Annotated in this window: 16 protein-coding genes and 2 pseudogenes; 2 read left to right on the top strand and 16 right to left on the bottom strand. The window is 41.7% G+C overall.

The features are described from left to right. Positions 1-21: 21 nt before the first annotated feature. The 8 genes and pseudogenes from ACQ4MX_RS00890 to ACQ4MX_RS00855 form a co-directional block, all read right to left on the bottom strand. Positions 22-987, bottom strand: coding sequence for an ABC transporter permease (locus tag ACQ4MX_RS00890; RefSeq protein ID WP_328799918.1), 966 nt, complete (start codon positions 985-987; stop codon positions 22-24). Between the two features lie 474 nt (positions 988-1,461). Then, a complete protein-coding gene (locus ACQ4MX_RS00885; protein WP_431088802.1) occupies positions 1,462-1,743 on the bottom strand; it encodes a hypothetical protein in 282 nt (93 codons plus the stop codon). Positions 1,744-1,913: 170 nt separating this feature from the next. Beyond that, positions 1,914-3,374, bottom strand: coding sequence for a hypothetical protein (locus tag ACQ4MX_RS00880; protein ID WP_431088801.1), 1,461 nt, complete (start codon positions 3,372-3,374; stop codon positions 1,914-1,916). Between the two features lie 160 nt (positions 3,375-3,534). After that, a pseudogene (locus ACQ4MX_RS00875) lies at positions 3,535-3,735 on the bottom strand (acetyltransferase); the annotation flags it as partial. A gap of 140 nt (positions 3,736-3,875) precedes the next feature. After that, positions 3,876-4,220 (bottom strand): Asp23/Gls24 family envelope stress response protein, encoded by a 345-nt coding sequence (locus ACQ4MX_RS00870; RefSeq protein ID WP_053325496.1) that lies wholly within the window; start codon positions 4,218-4,220, stop codon positions 3,876-3,878. Positions 4,221-4,326: 106 nt separating this feature from the next. After that, a complete protein-coding gene (locus ACQ4MX_RS00865) occupies positions 4,327-4,902 on the bottom strand; it encodes a TetR/AcrR family transcriptional regulator (RefSeq protein ID WP_431088799.1) in 576 nt (191 codons plus the stop codon). Between the two features lie 98 nt (positions 4,903-5,000). Continuing rightward, positions 5,001-5,315: a DMT family transporter gene (locus tag ACQ4MX_RS00860; protein ID WP_053325498.1), complete on the bottom strand. Its 315-nt coding sequence runs from the start codon at positions 5,313-5,315 to the stop codon at positions 5,001-5,003. Between the two features lie 3 nt (positions 5,316-5,318). Then, entirely contained in the window at positions 5,319-5,660 is a 342-nt protein-coding gene (locus ACQ4MX_RS00855; protein ID WP_431088798.1) for a DMT family transporter, read from the bottom strand. A 917-nt stretch (positions 5,661-6,577) separates the two neighbouring features. Between ACQ4MX_RS00855 and ACQ4MX_RS00850 the strand changes: the two are divergent. Then, a pseudogene (locus tag ACQ4MX_RS00850) lies at positions 6,578-6,750 on the top strand (TetR-like C-terminal domain-containing protein); the annotation flags it as partial. Between the two features lie 279 nt (positions 6,751-7,029). Here the strand turns inward: ACQ4MX_RS00850 and ACQ4MX_RS00845 are convergent. Further along, on the bottom strand, positions 7,030-7,479 hold the full coding sequence (locus ACQ4MX_RS00845; RefSeq protein ID WP_431088797.1) for a hypothetical protein: 450 nt from the start codon (positions 7,477-7,479) through the stop codon (positions 7,030-7,032). Positions 7,480-7,627: 148 nt separating this feature from the next. Here ACQ4MX_RS00845 and ACQ4MX_RS00840 point away from each other — a divergent pair, with 148 nt between their 5' ends. Continuing rightward, positions 7,628-8,884, top strand: coding sequence for a pectate lyase family protein (locus tag ACQ4MX_RS00840; RefSeq protein ID WP_431088795.1), 1,257 nt, complete (start codon positions 7,628-7,630; stop codon positions 8,882-8,884). 364 nt (positions 8,885-9,248) lie between these two features. Here ACQ4MX_RS00840 and ACQ4MX_RS00835 read toward each other — a convergent pair whose 3' ends face one another. The 7 genes from ACQ4MX_RS00835 to ACQ4MX_RS00805 form a co-directional block, all read right to left on the bottom strand. Next, complete coding sequence (locus ACQ4MX_RS00835) at positions 9,249-9,392, bottom strand: hypothetical protein (protein WP_023988748.1); 144 nt, start codon at positions 9,390-9,392, stop codon at positions 9,249-9,251. Between the two features lie 1,675 nt (positions 9,393-11,067). Then, positions 11,068-11,418: an Asp23/Gls24 family envelope stress response protein gene (locus ACQ4MX_RS00830; protein WP_272640807.1), complete on the bottom strand. Its 351-nt coding sequence runs from the start codon at positions 11,416-11,418 to the stop codon at positions 11,068-11,070. A gap of 181 nt (positions 11,419-11,599) precedes the next feature. Beyond that, on the bottom strand, positions 11,600-14,710 hold the full coding sequence (locus ACQ4MX_RS00825) for an efflux RND transporter permease subunit (RefSeq protein ID WP_431088794.1): 3,111 nt from the start codon (positions 14,708-14,710) through the stop codon (positions 11,600-11,602). Continuing rightward, on the bottom strand, positions 14,707-16,131 hold the full coding sequence (locus ACQ4MX_RS00820; RefSeq protein ID WP_431088793.1) for an efflux RND transporter periplasmic adaptor subunit: 1,425 nt from the start codon (positions 16,129-16,131) through the stop codon (positions 14,707-14,709). The genes ACQ4MX_RS00825 and ACQ4MX_RS00820 overlap by 4 nt, the downstream gene beginning before the upstream one ends. Before the next feature lie 165 nt (positions 16,132-16,296). Beyond that, positions 16,297-16,947, bottom strand: coding sequence for a response regulator (locus ACQ4MX_RS00815; protein ID WP_272640804.1), 651 nt, complete (start codon positions 16,945-16,947; stop codon positions 16,297-16,299). After that, the gene (locus tag ACQ4MX_RS00810) at positions 16,944-18,176 is read right to left on the bottom strand and encodes a sensor histidine kinase (RefSeq protein WP_431088792.1); all 1,233 of its coding nucleotides are present in this window, start codon (positions 18,174-18,176) and stop codon (positions 16,944-16,946) included. Before ACQ4MX_RS00810 ends, ACQ4MX_RS00815 begins: the two co-directional genes overlap by 4 nt. 147 nt (positions 18,177-18,323) lie before the next feature. Continuing rightward, positions 18,324-19,415 carry an AI-2E family transporter gene (locus tag ACQ4MX_RS00805; RefSeq protein WP_431088791.1) on the bottom strand — a complete coding sequence of 364 codons (1,092 nt, stop codon included), beginning with the start codon at positions 19,413-19,415 and terminating at the stop codon, positions 18,324-18,326. Positions 19,416-19,594: the final 179 nt, after the last annotated feature.

The raw sequence follows: 19,594 nt of genomic DNA, 5'->3' as shown, positions 1-19,594 counted from the left end.
TCCTCCTTTCTTATGGTCAAGTTAGAACAGTGCGTTATCCTTGTCATAGCGGCGGACAAGGTAGTTAGCGAACAGGATAATAATCAGTGTGAGTACCGATTGATAGAGCCCCACCGAAGAAGCCATGCCAAAATCCTGCGTGCCCATCAGCGAGCGGAACACCAATGTATCAATAATATCTGTGGAATTCATCAGCGCGCCGTTGTTGCCGATCAGTTGGTAGAACATATCGAACTCGCCGCGCATAATCCTTCCTAGCCCCAACAGAATCAGCACTACCACTGTAGGCTTGAGCAAAGGAAGCGTGATTTTCATGATTTTTTGAAAACGGCTAGCGCCGTCAATTGTTGCTGCTTCATAAATCTCCTGATCAATCCCTACAATTGCCGCTAGATACAGGACACTGCCAAAGCCAACCCACTTCCACACGTATAGCAGCGGGAGCAGAAGATACCAATAGCCGCCAGACGAATAGATGTCTATAGCTTCAAACCCGATATTCCTCAGGAAAACGTTTACAATTCCGAATTCATAATTCAGAAAATTATACACAAATGCGGACACTGTAACCCAGGAAATAAAATAAGGCAGAAACATAAAAGTTTGGGTAGCCTTTTTGAAAAATTTGTTGTATGTCTCCGAGATCAGCACTGCGGCTAAAATTGAGAAGAACGTATAAAATCCCAGAAACATCAGATTGTACATGATGGTATTCTTGGTCACAAGCCATGCCTTGCCGGATTGAAAAAAATATTCGAAATTCTCCAGTCCGTTCCATGGACTCATGAAGATGCCATCCCTATAGTTGAATTCCTTAAAAGCCATAATGATGCCTGTCATCGGTATATAAGCAAAGATGATAAAAAAAACAGCAATCGGGATGAACATCGCATATAGCACCCAGTTTTTCCTTAGCTCCTGTAGTGGGGACAACCATTTAACCTTTTTGGGGGTCCGCACCGCAACCTCCTCTATTTTCGAACTCATAAGCAGCCTCCTTCAGTATGTTTCTCTGTGTCCTCCTTTATTGTAGTAGGCTTCAAAGCCAGCACCTACGGGGAAAAGTTTCGATTTCCTTTGAGATCTTATGTTAGCGCTTACTTTCCCCTTAACTTTGCAATATGTACTCACACAGTGGTTCCCTTACCAGGAAGGCCGGTAAAAGATAATCCATACAGCGGCCCAAAGTTCAGCTGAATCAGCTCTTGAATGTTCCAGATGCCGAAGCTTCTAGGCGACTCGGCTCTTGCCCCGGTTGGACACTAATAAGCTGGTTGTGTCTAGCTTGACTGGCCACGCTAATAATAAGAAAGCCGATGGTTCACCACCGGCTTCGATTCCTCCTATTTTAAATCCGTCTATTTTAAATCCGTGCACTATAACGGCCTACTACATCTCGCCACGCTCACGAAATAATCGGTAAAATTGCCTTTTGCTGCATTGAACTTTTTACCTCTAGCCTTATTTCCTTTCCAGCAGGAAATGGACAGCAGGGATTGTTCCGTCCAGAACGAAGGTCACGCCGTCATGAGCAGGAGCGCATTCGATGCTGGCGATTGGCGTGCCCACCGTGTCCAGAGCAGTAAGCGTTGCGGACTTGCAGCGCACGAACAAGGTTCCTTCCGGGGTGTCCGCGTACAGCTTCCCCTGAAAATCGACAGTCGTAAATAAGCCTTCCGTGGTAAAGATGGTTCGTCCATGCCGGTGTGGCCGAGGACCGTCAAAAGGTAGGTTTCTGAGCATTCTACGGAAGTGCCTTTTACAGGCAGCAATGCCGCTGAGATGCGATGGTTGATAAGAGAAAGGGAAATATCCTTTGTCAACGCGATGCCGTCCGAAGGATCGCCGCTGAAGTAAGAACAGCCTTCGGTGCGGATGCGGAAGGTGCCTGCCTTCGGATCAAAGGCCAATTCTCAGGTATCAAAGGCCAATTCTCCGGTATCGGAGACGAGGGCACTGCCCACGAGTCCTCGGTCGTCGGGCAGAAGGCCCCAACGCTTGAGCGCGACATCCAGGTTTGCGGCAAACGTAGTGTAATCGCCTTCGCCAGCCAAGGAAGCAATCTCATTGAAGACCAGGATCCTGTCGCCCAGCTTCGCTCCGGGCAGTTCTTCATCTGCCTTCGCGGCAAGACGCTCCAGCCGCCCTTCGCCGTTCGCGTGCCGCAGGGCGTCCCGATATGGAGACCAGGCGTAATATACGGCGCGTTTAGCCTGAGAAAGATCGCCATTGTTTACAAATCCGGCGGTAACAGCAACATCTGCGTCACCGGTATAGGCATCCCCTTGATCCAAGAATACGTTGCGCAGGCTTGTAATGTAAGGGAGATAGGCGTTCGGCATACTGAAAGCTGGCGGCAGGGTCTTCAGATCGTTCTGCGTGAAGACCAGATCCACCCGGTGCTCCGCCGGAGCCACGAGGTCCCCGAGAAACAATGCGGCCATAAAACCGAACTGACAGATCAGGGATGGATCGTTGTAAGCATCAAATATGTTGGTAATCTCATCGGCAGGCTGGTCGTTCCAGCTTTCAGACGTATGATAGCAATAAACGATGAGACCATCCCAGTCGTTCAGACAGGCATAGGCTGCCATCGAAATGAACGCCGTGGAGTGGAACGGGTTAACACCATACTCGTTCCACTCGCTCAAGATAAAGGGGTTGCCCGCCACCACTGCCGTGCTGGCCATCGGAAGCATGTTAGTGCGAAGAAACAAGCCGTCCTTATGAATGGTCAATGGATTGGAAGTTACATATTCCCGCATATCTGCCACTTTCGGCTTAGCCTCGTCGAAGGGAGGTATCGGATGGTTGAAGTAGGTATTGTTCTCCATCAAGTCGCCGTCAGCATGGGAATAAACATCCGCAGCGCCGTTTAATAGGTTGCTAGTCACAATGGGTACTTTCGCCCCCAGAGAGCGAACATGGTCAATCATTGTGCCATAATACCGACGGTTAATATAAATGCCGAATTCTGTGAAATCGGCATAGCGTGCGGGGCTCTCTATACCTGTCCATTCACCCATAGGGTTATTCTGAACCTGATAGAAATCTCCCTCCGGGAAAAGCACGGTGCCCTCCTCCGGATCTTCCTCTGTGCCTAGAGCACAGACGCCATTAAATGTCCAGGCATCGGACAGATTCTTCCTTGTATCATATTTGGCAAGCAGGTACCGGTTAAAGCGGCGTTGCAACTCCTGTCGGTACGGTACGATGCCCTTCGTATCCTTTATATCTTCCGTGCCCTTAAAGACCGAATCCTCATTATTGATCTGAATGGTCATAACCGCCGGATCGTCGATTAGGGCTAAGCCAGTGTAAGGATTCACGTGGCAGAGGAGCTTCGTTGCATATTCCTTCTGAAGTTGAATCAATCACTCACATGAAAGATTCTCAAACCTCATGGTTCAATCCTGTCTTGGATATAGCTCTTCAATTTAAATCTTACATCTATATGAGACTAAATATATTTCTTCTTAGTTAAGATCCTCACTCAGATTTATCGAGCGGATCTCTTTGGCAGGATTCCCCCCCTCCTGATGCGACGATTACTTTATGGCCAATCGACACAGTTCTTCCGCATACCCAAACATTGTTGCCAATAGAAACAGGTGCTCCATTTTCAGGGTCTTTAATTCGTTCATATGGATCTATGGGGTGTGGTGCCGTATAGACATGAACGCCAGGACCCAACAAACAGTTATCCCTTATCCGCACCTCGCATACATCTAGGATAACTTCAAGATGAATGCTCTTGTCCACAACCGTTCGCCCCTACTAATGATTCTTATACAAGAAAAAACGGATAAAGGTAGTCGATCAAGTTGATCGGCTACCTTCTCGTTTGATGAATGGTTAACGTTTCCCGTATGAGATCAATCAATGGATACCCCCACAATAGTTACATTAACGCGGTCAATGCTTACTCCAGTGAAATTTTCAACAGCTTCCTTAACATTCGATTGAAGTACCTTACAGACTTCTGGCACTTTTAATCGGTGTTGAATGGTTATGCATAAGTGAATATCGAGTCCCGTAGCGGTTTCCTTTAACTCAATGCCATTTTGACTACTGTTTCCGCCGAAGCGACTAGTAATATTTTCAATAATTCCATTTGATGTACACGTGATCCCGGTAATAGCATTTGCTGATTTGAGAGTAATTTTAGAAATAATTTGTTTGGATATATTGATTTTCCCCATCGCATTTTCAATGAACATACATCATCCCCGCCTTCAATACTTGATTAGAGAAGTTTACTTCCCTGTGAATGATATATAATGTATCTTTTGAAACTAAATTGTATCATTGTTAAGCACTGTGCACTTACAATTTATGCTCTTTAAAACCATGATAAAAAGTATTCACAACCAACTCAGCTGCGGAATTTCTGGCAATATTCCCTTCCACTACTTGCTGCCAAGTAAGAAATAGAAGTGAGTACAGTACATTGACAATCCAGTTCTTGTCAATATTTTCACGAAAATACCCTTTCTGTTGCAGAAACCCAATTGCATGCAGTATAGGTTCTCTTAACTTCTCATCTTCTTCCTCGATTTCTTTGTTAGCATTGACGCTAGCATCATGGTTCAGAAAATAAATTTTATCACCGAGTGGAATCAAGGCCTCAATGAGCTCAGGAATATAGGATTCGTAATTCTCTTCATCCAACCTGATATCTTTCGTAGTCTCTGCAACAACTTCTATAGCACGAAACCCTAAATAAATCATCAATTGTTCCCGGCTCTCAACATAACGATGCAAGGTTGCAATGCCGATTCCTGCAGATTCGGCAATCTCATGCATGGAAGCACTCGGCTTCTCAATCAAGCACTTAGTCGCTTCATCTAAAATAGTATTCAATCGTATTTGCTTAATTGACGTAAGTTCTTGCTTCTTCATATCGCACCTCTTGGTGAGCAAATGTTTTTTGCATTCAATAGTGGTTCACTTGAAAGTATAACAGGAATCACACCTCAAATTTATTGTTTTTTTAATTGCTAGGATACTAACTTTAATCCAACTATACTAAAGATAATTCCGCCGACGAATGCTAATTTTTTAACATTCTTAGGCTCTTTGAAAACATACATACCTAACAGTACACTTCCTGAGGCACCAATACCTGTCCAGATCCCGTAGCCAATACTAATTGGAATTTCTCTTAAAGACAAAGAAAGAAAAATAAAACTTAACCCGAGAAACAAAGCGAAAGTTAATGTATGCTTCAGTTTAGTGAAACCTTCTGAAAATTTCAAAAATATGACCCCACCAACTTCAAATAAACCTGCTAGAACTAAAAAGAACCAACTCATATTCTATACACCTGCTTCTTCTTTTGGTTGATTAGATACTAACTTTAGACCTATAATACAAAAAATCAGCGCACACACTAACATTATTTTAAGTGCACTTACTTTATCTCCTAAAAAAATCATTCCAACAAGAGCGGTACCAAAAGAACCAAGTCCCGTAAAAACTGCATAGGCTGTAGATACAGGTAGGATTTTTATGGATTTCGCAAAAAAATAGAAGCTTCCAACCATTAGAATGACAGTAGGGATTACAATTTCTAGTTTTGTAAACCCATCTGAAAATGCCAAACCTAAGGCCCAACCTATCTCTAAAATTCCTCCAACAATAAGAAACAACCATGCCATGCAAATCTCTCCTTAACTGTCATTATTAGAATCATCCCAATCCTGCTGTCACATCATATATAAATAACTTATAATAAAGTATTTATCTTTAAACGGCCTGGTTCATCCCGAAAAACGTAGACCGCTTGATTTCGTCAACTAATGTGGTTCATAAGCTCGGGGATTAGGGGATTACCTTTCTTTTTTACACCTTCATCATTCCTCTCAAAGCTAAAAATGAAATAAAACTTTATTTATTGATAGAATATTGTATCATTTGTGTGTATTGTAAACCAAAAAAAATTCAATTGCAACTTTTATTATTTTGGGACTATGTTCTTATCCAGCCTGCATCGCTAAAGTGCCTCATGTCACCCATATCATCAAGAAATGAACTCTTTATGAAGAAATTCTTGAGGATTGCACGTGGATCTCCGTGTTATTCATGAAGAGTACATTGTAAAGATTATTGAGAGTAGACAAATTGACAAACGTTTTGTTTATGCTATCCTTTTTCCGATCAAACCAAATAACCTCCACAGCTATGGAGGTATTGGCCAATTATGAAAACTCGGGGATTAATTATTCCAATAAACCTTGTATTCTGGATCAATGCCGGTTCCACTAAACATACCAATATCAAAACCATTACTAAAATCAAACCCTTTACTTACATCAAAGGTTTTTACGGTATCCTGAATAGCCTTTATACGATCTTTACGATTCGTTTCGAAATACGTCGGTATAATGATGTTTCTGTAACATCTTCGCTAAGTATAGCGCGTCTTCCAAGGCCACTGAGCTTCCATATCCAGTATTCGGGTTTATTGTGTGTGCGCATCTCCTATGACAACAACCCTTCCTTTCGACCAACTCGGAATAGGGTCAACACAGTATATTTCTTAGAGATAATATTAAAAGAATTTTTGATGATCTCAGACACGGATTTATTCGAAGATGTGATATTGCAATATGCTGGGATTGCTTATGTAGGGGGCATTGAATGGTGGATTCGAAATGGAATGCCCTATCACCGCAAGTCATGGCTACGCAAGTTGGGACCTTGTTAGAAAGGGTAGTTCTCGTCATCCTTATATCTGCAGCCTTTTGAGCGCGAATAGCTGTTCTGTCAAGAAAGAGGCATTTTCCCTTTTCCATAAAGGTTACAGTATACAACGAAACACTAAAACAACAGCAGACGATCGGCTGCCGTTGTTTTAGTGTTTTTTTCATTTTTTATTAGAGTTTATTATATATACTTCCTCGGTTACGGGCTCTAATCAGTCTGTTTGCCCAATACTTTGCTGAACTACCCAAGCATTCGTAATATCTCAATCCTTTTCTTTATCAATTCATTTGATTACTTGTATTGGTGTGCCCAGCCCATTTCTTACCGCTTTTCACTTTTCTGATCTTTATTACTTAGAGAGAATACTTCCATATTATCAATTGTTTGCAACTCAACATTAGCTGTAAATTTTACGTCCTTCGGAATAATATATGGCTTTTCATTATTAATTGCAGCTTCCTTGAATTGTGTAGGCTCATTCTTTAATCCGCTTAAAGACATAGATATTTCTATTACCTTGCTTTGAATACTGCGTTTTTCAACTTGTGTCACATAAACAATAAATAACAAAATAATAGATATGATTATACTTAAAATTATTAAAGTAACTTTAAAAAGATTTTTTCTCAAGCCTACTAAATCCCTTTCTTTTTTAGAGTAATTATTAACAGACATCCTCCGCTTAACTTTGTTCCGTAGCACCTCCACATTCGCTTGGGCAAGGCGGCCTGATACAGCCGGCGATAGATTCGACAAAAACGGCTGATTCAAATCTTTTTATGCTGAAATAGTTGGAACCACTTTCAAAAAAAAGCTATATTAGGATATATATATTATCCTTAGCATGAGAAAAAAAGGAGGAATTTTCTAAATGAATGTACGAAGCTGTTTGCAACAAGGATGTAAGGTGGGCTTATGTATGTTGTTGTTGTGCGTATGGATGATGGGGGCTGTAGCAGCTAGCCAAGCCGGAGCCCAACCCGTGTTCCCGGGAGCCGTGGGATACGGGACTGACACTCCAGCAGGCCGAGGCGGAAAGGTAATCAAGGTGACCAATCTGAACAATGACGGCCCAGGCTCATTTCGAGCGGCATTAGAAGCCAAGGGACCGCGGATTATTGTATTTGAAGTCGGCGGTGTCATAAATCTAGAAAAGAAGCGTCTCGAGCTGAGAGAACCCTACGTGACCATCGCAGGTCAGACGGCCCCCTCCCCTGGCATTACATTTATTCAGGGAGGTATGCAAATCAAAACGCATGATGTGTTAATGCAGCATGTCCGGTTTCGGATGGGCAACGGTAACAGCGCCCAAGGCGTAGGCTTTGAGCCAGATGTATCCACTTATGGAGCCTCTGCTTATAACATTGTCATTGACCACTGCTCCTTTTCTTGGGGAGTGGATGAGAACATGTCCTTTTCAGGTCCACGTACCAGCGGAACTCAAGCGACTAGCCGCCGTGTAACTCTCAGCAATAGTATTATCGCCGAGGGCCTGTATAATTCCGTTCATGAGAAGGGCCCTCATTCCATGGGCACGCTCGTTCATGATTACGTCCAGGATGTAGCGGTCATCGGAAATCTTTATGCTCATAACATGGAACGTAATCCATGGTTCAAAGCATTCACGACGGGCGTAATTGTTAACAATGTTATTTATAATCCCGGAAAATGGGCTATTCGGCTCGGATTCGTGGAGAAAGAATGGGCAGATACGGGGATCAAACCGGAAGGCCCTAAAGTCAGTATCGTCGGGAATTACATGCAACATGGAGTAGATACGATTAATGGGTTAGGAATGGTCGGAACAAACAGTAAAAGCGGCTGGGCTTATCTCAAAGATAATCTTGCTTATGACCGTAATGGCAAGTCAGTCCCGCTGACTTTTGGCGGAATCAAGGAACTTGACAATCCACCTGTTTGGGTTGAAGGACTTGGAGCACTAGCTGCCTCGGAAGTAGTAAAGGAGGTCACTGAGCATGCAGGAGCAAGGCCGGAGGACCGGGATGCAACAGATCAACGAATTATCTCCGATTTTCTGACTGGTCGAGGAAAGATAATTGATAGTCAGGAAGATGTAGGGGGATACCCGGATGTTCCAGCGACCTACCGTGCTTTAAATGTACCTGACCACAGCATTGACGAATGGTTGTATCAATTTTCAATTGAGTTGGAGTAGTCTTTAATGCTCTTCAACAAGATCTAGTACAGTCCAGCATTCTGACTTGGGTACCTCCCAAGATTATAGGATCTGATGTCCAATGAAAAGATCTGCTCAAACGTTTTTCGAGTAAATGGTCTCAATATAATGAATAACCATCTGTAATGATTCGATCCAGTTCATACGGCTAATCACTCCTTGATTTCTATAATAGACACTCTCTAATTCCCACCTTGTCCAGCATCTGAATGGCAATATGAGTTGCAGCTTTCATCTTCAATTGCAAATGGAGCATAATCATTTCGACTAACTGGTTTCGTATGGTGAACAAAGGATTAAGTGAAGTCATTGGTTTTTGGAATATAAAAGAAATTTCTTTCCTTTATGACTGTTGCATCACCCAGTCGAGAATCTCCCTGCCTTTGAAATCCAATTGTCCGCGCTGAATTTTCCGGCTGCGCCCAGCAAGTTTAGCAAGCCAATGAAGTAACACTTTTACCACTTCCAGACTTGCCGATATTATCAAGTATCTCCCCCTTGGGCACTGCAAAACTGATATCGTCAACAGGAGTTACATCACCTGAAGAATTATCATAGTTTAGGCTGAGATGACAGACTTTTAACAGTAATGGGCATTGTAACCGTTGATGAAGTTCCTCAGTCAGCAGCAGACTCCTGACAAGTATTTCGGTTGGAACTCTGGTTGGAGGTGCTTCTTAGACGGTAACCTCCAGCGTTACCATCATTCTGTTCCACTTGTTCATTTTTTCCAAACTTTTTTAAAACCAATAGGCGCAGTACGTAAATAACTGCGCCGGATAACTTTTTGTGATAGGCATAGGAACGGAAAAAGACGAATATCAACCGATTTATTAGAAAACTACTCGTTTTGTCGATACTTTATACACAAAAAGCTGCTATTTAATGACTTCTAAAGGTGTTAGATTTATGTTTTCCTACATGATTTTAAGTACTGAAATCTAAGCTTCGATTTGCTTACGCAAATCTGCGTCCCAAATTCTTATCGTATACATACGTATCAGATCAACGGGTTCCGCCATTCTTTGTTTCAACTGTTTCATTTAGTCCAAGATGATAGGAAATTTCACTTGCTGCCTCTAAAATTTTGTTTATAGTAATCTGCTTTGTTTCCTCTTTATAAAGACTAAGAGGAATTGCGCAGATGATACTCCCCACTACGTGGTTCGTTCATCAAATATAGGTGCCCCAATGCCGATGGACTCATTCTTACGTTCGCTATAGGTATATGAATATCCAATATTTCTTATTTTCTCAATTTACGTCCATATTTGTTGAATGTCATTGGTTGATACTCCTTCTTGCTCAAGGACTTCGCTTATCTTGTCATCAGATAAAAAGGCTAAAATGGCCTTTCCGCTAGCACCCATATGAATCGGTTAGAGAACTCCCCATTCTAGACGATACTGAAGTATGTTCGAACTGTGAATGCCCAAAATAAATGAGAGCTTCAAATATTGTTCCTGGTATTGTGCCAAAAATACCGACTGTTCAACTTCCTGAGCCAGTCGCTTCAAATAAGGCTCAGCCACTGAATTTAATCCAAAGTTCGCGCTGATAAAGGAAGAAAGCCTGATGAATACTGTCTAAAGGTAGCTGCACACATTATGAACCTTCAGTATATTCTCGGACCCAGAATTATTTGCCATCGGAGGGAGATTAGCGCCCAACCCATATTGATTGAGCGTCTGGATTGAGCTCTTGGAGAGATCAAGAGAGTAAATCCACTGCACATGGCGAATCCGAAGATTACTCAATGTACTTATCGAAGCGACGCAAACCTGTATGGCGCGCTCTATAACTTTTTTCTTGAAAAGGAGAAAAAGCTCGCGAGTCTCAGACCTAATTATCGAAAGAAGAAGGTAAGTCAGGTCTCTTGTCTTACCTTCTTCTTTTTTAAACAAAATTATATGACGTACAGGTTCATCATGTGTAGGAAACATACTTCCCTTGATGGCTATTCATTGTGCAGTTTTTTATGGTTTTAGGTAATTAAGGATCCGACTCAATAACCATATATCCGATATTAACACGACAGGTATACAGTACATACAGTAAGTAAATTTTATATAAAAAAAAACGTGCATAAGGTTAGGTCATTCATGCACGTTTGGATAAACAACAGACTAGAACGGGAATTTAGGTTTGAATCCTTCACAAAGTTAACGATTTTGAATAGCAATTCCCTCCACCTTGACGTTCACCACAACAATGGATAACCCTGTCATATGAATCACATCTTCCATTACATTTTGTTGTAACTCTCTGGTCACTTCATGGATGGGACATCCGTAATCAACGACAACTTTTAGATCAATAGTTGTTTCATCCGAGCTAATTTTTACTGAAATTCCTTTCTTAATATTTTTTTCATTCATACGTTTGTTTGCTTCTTTCGAAAACCCTCCGTAAATTGCTGAAATTCCTGGAGTCTTCAATGCGGCTACACCAGTAATTTGGGATACAACATCATCTGATATTAGAATGCGACCGTGCTGCTCGTTTTCAGTCATACGACTCTCTCCTTTGGCATCGTATAAAATTTACTTTTACTGCTTTTGATTTTTGATACTTTTTTCTTACTGTTCATTGTAGTACGCTCATATAAGAAAAAAATCGTACATTAGGGCAAGAGGCTAATGTACGATCGGGTAGATGCTCAAGCAAAGCTATGGCCTTTCTCTTTTGTATCCGTTACAGAGACAATGAGCTATCATTGTTTGTATGCATTTCCTTCTTATTCTTCCGTTTCAGCTTCAGTTGAGCTACAACCATATACAGAGTCGGAACTACAAACAACGTTAAAATGGTTGAAAAAATCAGTCCGAATATAATGGTCGCTGCCAATGGCTTGAAGAGAATTTCTCCCATCGTAGCAATCGGTATCATTCCGACGATCGCAGTTAGCGAGGTGAGCAAGATCGGACGGAAACGGGCAGAGCATGCCATTAAGATGGCTTCTGTTAACTCGGCGCCTTCACGGCGTGCATCTTCAATAAACTCGATCAATACAATACCATTACGCACGACGATACCGGCAAGGGAAATGATACCCATGATACTCATAAAGCCGATTGGCATACCTGTAATAAAGCTACCAAGCACTCCTCCTGCTGCTGCCAGGTACACAGTCGTCATTATAATGAGCGGTGTGGAAACCGAGTAAAACTGCATGGTGATCAAGAGCAGAATGAGAAAAACAACGATAACGGCTAATTTGCCTAAATCCTTAAACAAATCGGACTGCGTAGATGTTTCCCCGTCCATTTCCCAAGTGTACCCCGAATCGAAGTGTGTACTTGTAAGCTTGCTGCGGATGTCCAGGGTGAGCTCCGAAGCCGTACGCCCTTTTGCATTGGCTGTAATCGTTACCGTCCGTTCCAAATCATAGCGGTGGATTTGCTGAATGGAAAAGTCCGGTTTCATCGTGGCTAACTGGGATAACAGGATCTGCTCTCCTCCCGCATTAGTGACACTTAGCTGTTGGAATAACACCTCAGGATCATGGTTAGGTTTATCCATATACATATTGATATCCAGCAGTTCCTTACCCGTGTCAAAATCCGTGACCTTCACTCCGTCACCCATTAGCAACAAAGTGCGGGTTAAGTTGGAATAGTTAACCTGATATTTATCCAAGGCCTGCTGGTTGACTTGAAAATTCAAATTATAGCTCTGCATCCCCATGTTATCGGTCACATCTACAGCTCCAGAAGTCCCCGCAACGATTTCTTTTATTTTTGTGGTCATCGTTTGCAGCTTACCAAGGTCTTCTCCTTTAATACGGACAGACACTGCACTGCCGACTGGGATACCTAATTGAGGAACACGTATACTTATTAATGCTGCTGGATATTTGGCTTGCAGCGTACTCGTCCAGCTGTCCACTGTTTTTTTGATATCAAAGACTCCTTCTTTACCAACAACAGCAAGTTGTCCGTGCACCGCTCCCACAGAGCCACTACCAGCTGCTATATCGCTGTACATTTGAGGTGCTCCACCACCTGCCGTTGCTGCCAGATGTTCTGTTTCTGGCTGCTTTTTAACCCAGTTCTCAATCTCAGTTATAACCTGATTGGTTGCCTGCAACGACGTTCCTTCTGGCATTGTTACGTTGATTGTGGCATCCGGTTGGTCCGATTCAGGAAATAATTGAATGGGCACAATAGCAAGCAGTCCATATGCTGCCGTACCAATCATAAGACCAATAAGCGCAGTGAAAAGTGGTCGACGCAGTATTCTCGGCATCCAGTTTTTAGCGTATACATTAGAGAGGGACTGAATTTGATTGCCAAGGAGCCCTGGAGGCTTGGTCGTTTTGCTACGTTCTTTACCTTTATGTCGGTTATCGTACCATTGACGGAAAATAGGAATGATCGTAAGCGACATAATCATGGAGGCCAGCATCGTTAACGAAATTACAGTAGGAATCGGTTGAATAAAGTCTCCCATATTGCCCGGCAGAAATAAAAGCGGGGCAAATGCTGCAACTGTAGCCAGCGTGGCTGTAATGATCGATAAGGATACTTCTTTCGTTCCTTTAATTGCCGCCTCCGTAGCAACTTCCCCAAATTCAGAGCGTCGGCGTTCAATGTTGTCATTGACCACGACGGCATCATCAACCAGTATCCCCAGTACGATGATTAATCCGATAACTGAAATTTGATTCAGCGTCGTTCCTGTCATCGGCAAGACAATAAAACCGATGGCAATAGAAACAGGGATAGCCAACGCCACAAATGCAGAAGTCAACAAGTTTAAACCTAATGTACAAATCACAATAACCGATGCAATAGCAATCATCATCTCTTTGGACAGATTACCAAAGATTTCACTTACACGGTCATTTTGAGCGAAAAGTAGTTCAAAATGTACATCTTTAGGTAAACTACTCGCAAGTTCGTTAATTTTGGCTGTTGCCGCTTTGGATACCGTTGGTACGTCTGTGCCTGTATCTCCACTCAAACTGATTGAAATAGCAGGCTTGGTATTCACATACGTATAACTCTCCGTTTTTTTAAAAACAAGCGAGGCTGTACCGATATCCTTCAAGGATATTGGGAACCCTTCTTCGTTGCTTGAAATCTGAACGTTATTTAAAACACTGGGGTCAGTTGAAGCATCTACCGTCAACTGATACGTACGCTGATTGAAATCCAGACTTCCTGTAGGTACTCTATCGTTTTCATTTTTAATGGCTTGAACGACCTGTTCCCAGGAGATGTCGTATTGCTGCATTTTTTGAGTGTTCAGGCTTATTCGTACTTCTTGTTCTGGAATTCCTTGAATATTAACTTTTGAAATACCTGGGACCGTTTTTAATTGATCTTTCCATTTATTCATCAACTCATTTAACGAGTATAGATTTTCAACTTTATCAGAAGTGATTGCGTATGACCCGATGAAGGAGCCTGCCATACTATCATTGATAATGGGCTGCATCGCATCGTCCGGAAGCTCAGACTGTGCATCCTGTACTTTGGTACGAAGATCAGCCCACACTTTTGTCGGATCTGCCTCATCCAAAGCTTCTATAGTTATACTGGATTGGCCTTTAGAAGAAGTGGAAGAAATGGTTTTGACACCCTGCACTTCTTTGATTTTCTGTTCCAATATCTTCGTAATGGTTTGTTCGATTCTTTCAGGTGAGGCCCCTGGATACACAGTTGTAACACTGGCTGACATAGGAATAACGTCAGGCATCTCCTGTTTAGGTAACGATGCAAAGTTGTAAATCCCTAGCAAAATGCACATGCCAAAGAAAATAAGTGTGATTTTCTGTTTTTTAACGATATATTTAATCATTCGGACGACTCCTCCGATTTCCCAAGTACATCATTCCCGAGTAAATCGCCATTAAACAAGGTTCCTGCTCCTTGCGTAACGATTTGATCGCCTACCTGTAGTCCAGAGACAACTTCGAGCTGATTATTAGTCACCTTCCCCAGTTTAATCGCTGTTTTAACGGCCTTTCCATTTACAGCTTTAAAGACATACGGGTCATTTCCCGTACTAATTACAGCCTCTACAGGCACTAAAAGCGCTTCGTTTTGATTCATGCTTTTGGATGCACTAATGACTTGACCAGGCTTCCAATTCAGTTCAGGATTGGGAATGCTAACTTCCACATTGATGCTTCCCGTTTTGGAGTTAGTCGATGGATAGATCTGAGTAACGGTCCCTGTTCTAATTTCATTATAAAGTGATATATTTACTTTTTGATTTTTCTTCCACGATAAGATTTCGCTGTCCGGTACGGGAAGAAGTACTTTTAAAGTGCTGATATTTCCGATAATAAACGCTTCACTTCCGCTGGAGCCCAACTGCCCATCAGATATCTTTTTCTCAATTACAACACCAGCTATAGGGGATGTTAATGTGGTTTTCTTAAGGGCCAAAGCCGATTGCTCATAAGTGGCCAATGCATCCTTGTAGGAAGCCTGAGCCTGAGCTTTACTGGCTAGTCCTTGTTGCTGAGTAGCCATAGCCGATTCCAGCCCTGCCCTGGCCTGATCTACACCATCCGAAGCTTGTGCTCGTTGTTCCTGAGAAGCCCCTGCAAGCAAAAGGGACAATTGCTCTTGCGCATCACTTAAACTTTTTTGTGCGTTTGTTACTTCCAGCTGCGCATTTTCATTTTCCGTTAATGATACGGCCCCTGCCTGAAATAGACTTTGGGTCCGGGCGGCATCTGCCTTTTTCTTGTTGTACATATTGGTTGCCGCTGTAACTGCATTTTGCGCCTGTGTAATTTCCTGTTTTTTGGCACCATTGTTTAATTCTCGTAATTTAGATTGGGCTGAATTAATCTGGGATTGTGCAGTACGAATACTCGCCTGTGCTGATTGAACAGAAGCGTCTGCTTGACTAACACCAGCTTTCGCCTGATCTATAGCTGCCTTGGCCCTCGCAAGCTGCAGTTGATAAGTGGATGTGTCCAATTTCGCGAGGACTGCCCCCTTATGTACCTGATTCCCTACTTCAACCGTTGTATTTAAAATACGTCCATCCGCTTCAAAGGAAACCGCAGTTTGATTGCTTGCCTGCAATGTTCCCGCCAAATTAAATTCATTAGCCAAAGGTTGCATCTTTACTTTTTGAATTTGTACCGGCTGACCAGATTTTGCAATGGTATCCTTCGAAGCGCTTGAGCAACCGGAAACCACCATGGCGAGAGTTATTCCCATGACTAGCATTTTGATTCGTGTTCTATTCAACAATTTCATCCTCCTTGACTTACTTCTAAGCGGTTACCAGCAATCTACGAGATTAACTGGACTTTCTCTTTTCATGGTACAACAGTTAACAAAAAAAAAAATCGTACATAAGGGCAAGCACCTCATGTACGTTTGGGCAAATTCAAAATGATTATATGTTTTTATTCACCAATTTTAAATATTTAGAATGCCTCGTTCCAAAGAAACGGCTACTGCTTCCGATCTGGATTCGACACCGAGCTTGTTGTAAATGTTCGTTAAATGAGCTTTCACCGTCCGCTCCGAAATCCCCATGTCGAGCGCAATATCCTTGCTTCTAAACCCCTGCGCAACAAATTGTAATATGTTCTTTTCTTTCTCGGTCAGGATTGAAGTATCTTCATGCAGCTCACTCTTGACCTCTTTCTCACTTGTTTTAGCAAAAACTCTTGCTGTAATTTCCGGCTGAAGAAGTGTCTCTCCTCTTAAAGCGGATTCAATAGTCCGAAACAAATTTTCACGGCTAGTATCTTTTAATAAATAGCCTTTGGCCCCCAAGGAGAGCCCCTGAATCATTAAATCATCTTCGTTATAGGTAGTCAGGATAATAACTGGTGTGTCATTTTGCTTCTCTTTTAAAGCTTTCATCGTTTCCAATCCACTCATTTGGGGCATGTATAAATCCATTAGGATGACATCCGGTTGAAGTTCCTCAATCAGGGTCATAGCTGTTACCCCTTCTCCCGCTTCACCCACAACTTCGTAGCTGTCATTTGTCTCTAGAACGAGTTTAAGCCCTTCTCTAACCACCCAATGATCATCTACGATTAATATTTTAAATTTCATGATACATCTCCTTTGGTAAGGGGTACCTCTATTTTAATAGATGTCCCTTCTTGAACTGTGCTGTTGATCTGGATTGTTCCGCCCAGCAGACGCGCACGCTCATGAATACCTATGAGTCCGTAATGTCCTGATCGTCTGGCAATGAGATCTGGATTAAATCCTTTTCCATCATCACGGACCACTATAGTAATTTTATCTGAATTATCCAAAATATTAATCCAAGCGTTCTTGGCATAAGAATGCTTGCCTACGTTCGTCAAACATTCACTTATGATTTGTAACCCATGCTCAATCAAAAGCCTGGATACCGAGGATTTCATTTTGATGTTCAGTGATGTACGAATTCCGGTAGCCATCGTAAAACGCTGCGCTTCTTCCCGGACTGCATCGGAAAAGTCGACTTCCGAGGCCGATTTTGAACGTAGGTTATCTATAGCCCTTCGTGAGTCAGCCAGTGCCTTTCGTGCCTGTGACATGGACTGTTGAACGATTTCATGGGCTCTCTGCGAGCTGCCTTTTATCATATGGGCATCTACGGCTTCCAGCTGCATAATCAGGCCAGCAAGACCTTGAGCCAGTGTATCATGCAAATCCCGGGCCATGCGTTGCCGCTCGTTGGCTAATGTAAGCTCTTCTACTTTTTGATGTGCAAGCTCCAGTTCAGTAAGAAAGTTTTGGGTACGAATCCGCGCATTGACTTGTCCGTAGAAAAGAATAGAATATGCAGCTACGATAATAACGATAAGAATGAGCAACCCAATAAACAGCACGGAGTTCTCATCATCGCGATGCCATATCATAGCAAGGCAAAAAAGAAGATAGAAGCCAACAAACACCAACACAACTTTTTTTGTTTGATAATATATACCTATGCTTTGACCGATTAAAATTGGAATTAATCCAATCAGCACAATTGGGAAACTGACAGGAAGAAGGAAAGCGCTTAAGAAGATGATTCCAGCTTGAATAATAAAATAGATCCATGAGCCGTAATTTAGTACTTTACGAACATGCCAGTACAAAAGTACATGCAGAGTTAATGCCAGAGAGAACAATAGACTTCGAAATGGTAATGGTGTAGATATATTTTGGATAACAATTCCTTCGATAAAGATGAAAACGATCCATAATATAATCGGAACTCTGGAAATATTAAGTCGATCACCTTCTCCATCGTAGATCTTTAAGTCTACATCTTCTTGGCCTTGTTCATTAGATTGTTTGCCCATAGTCCACCTCTAAATTTATACTTAGAAAAAACATTATATTTATATTTTATCATTTTGTACCTTTTTAAAAAAAACGTACACATGTGCGATGACGTGTGTACGAGTGGGTAAAAAAATAAATTTTAGCATACTAAAATTCAATATCAATCATAAATTTTCCCATTTCTCTCTGTAAAAAAGCAAGTACACCTTACTAATTATTACTTTAATGGTCATATAATAAGGGATGGCCAGCAATACTCCTGTAATTCCTGCTAAATCCCCACCAATCAGCACAAGAATAATCACTGTCAAAGGGTGAACGTCAAGTTGCTTACCGAATACATAGGGAGAGATGATATTGTCTTGTATTTGCTGGGCCAATAAAATAACGATAAGTGACCATATCGCAACCGAGGGTGACTGAATGAAGCCAATAATAACAATAGGAATCGATGATAGAATAGCACCTACAAAAGGAATAAAATTCATAATCACCGCAACGACGGTTAATAATAAGGCATATGGCAGTCCAATCAAAAGAAATCCGAAGTACATTAACACACCAAGTGCCAAGTTAATAAGTACTCTTCCCACGATAAAGCTGCTAAGTGCGCTATCAATATCATCCAAGACCTCGTTTGCAGCGATTAGAAAGCGCTTAGGAACAAAACTAACCAATTTACGGCCAAATTTCCCCCCTTCCTTTAACATATAAAAAAGGATTAAAGGGAACGTAAACAATGTGATTGTAACATTGGAAACAAGACCAAACAAATCGGTTACATAATCCGTAATTAATAAGAAACCTTTATTCAAGTATTCAGTAAGGTGTGTTAGCGGATTAACGTCTCCTGGAAAAATGGCAGAAAGTGCCCCATTCTGTTCTAATTCATGAACTTTATTACCTAATGCACTAAATAAACTTGGTGCATTATCCACTAGGTTGATCATTTGATTACGTATGGAAGGCCAAATACCAACAATAAAGACAGCTAAAATGGCTGTAATGGCGATATAAATGAGTATGATTGCAAGAGAACGGTTTAACTTATGTCTTTCCAGTAAATCTACCAATGGACGCAGAAGATAATAGAAAAAAACAGACATCATTAATGGCAATAAGACAACGCTGATTAACGAAGTTATCGGTACAAATAAAAAATCGACTAGTGTACACAAATATATAATGATGAGCACAAAAATGATACCCATACACCATTTAAAAAACTTATTTATTTGTGGAGAGTGATTAAGCATTAAAAGTATTCCCTCCTACCTTTGCATTTTTAATGAACAATTTTAACTTCTTCAACTGACCACACCCTTTAAACATAATAAAAGGAAATTTGCATTATTAGCACTCTGCTAATTTACTTGATTTCTTCTATTCATTTTAAATTGAAAACTAAAATAAAAAATCGTACATAAGGGCATAA

Origin of the sequence: Paenibacillus sp. 8b26 (assembly GCF_050626875.1) — a bacterium.
Taxonomy (GTDB): Bacteria; Bacillota; Bacilli; order Paenibacillales; family Paenibacillaceae; genus Paenibacillus.
Note: the sequence above shows the minus strand (reverse complement) of the source record. Positions and strands in the feature narration are given on the sequence as shown.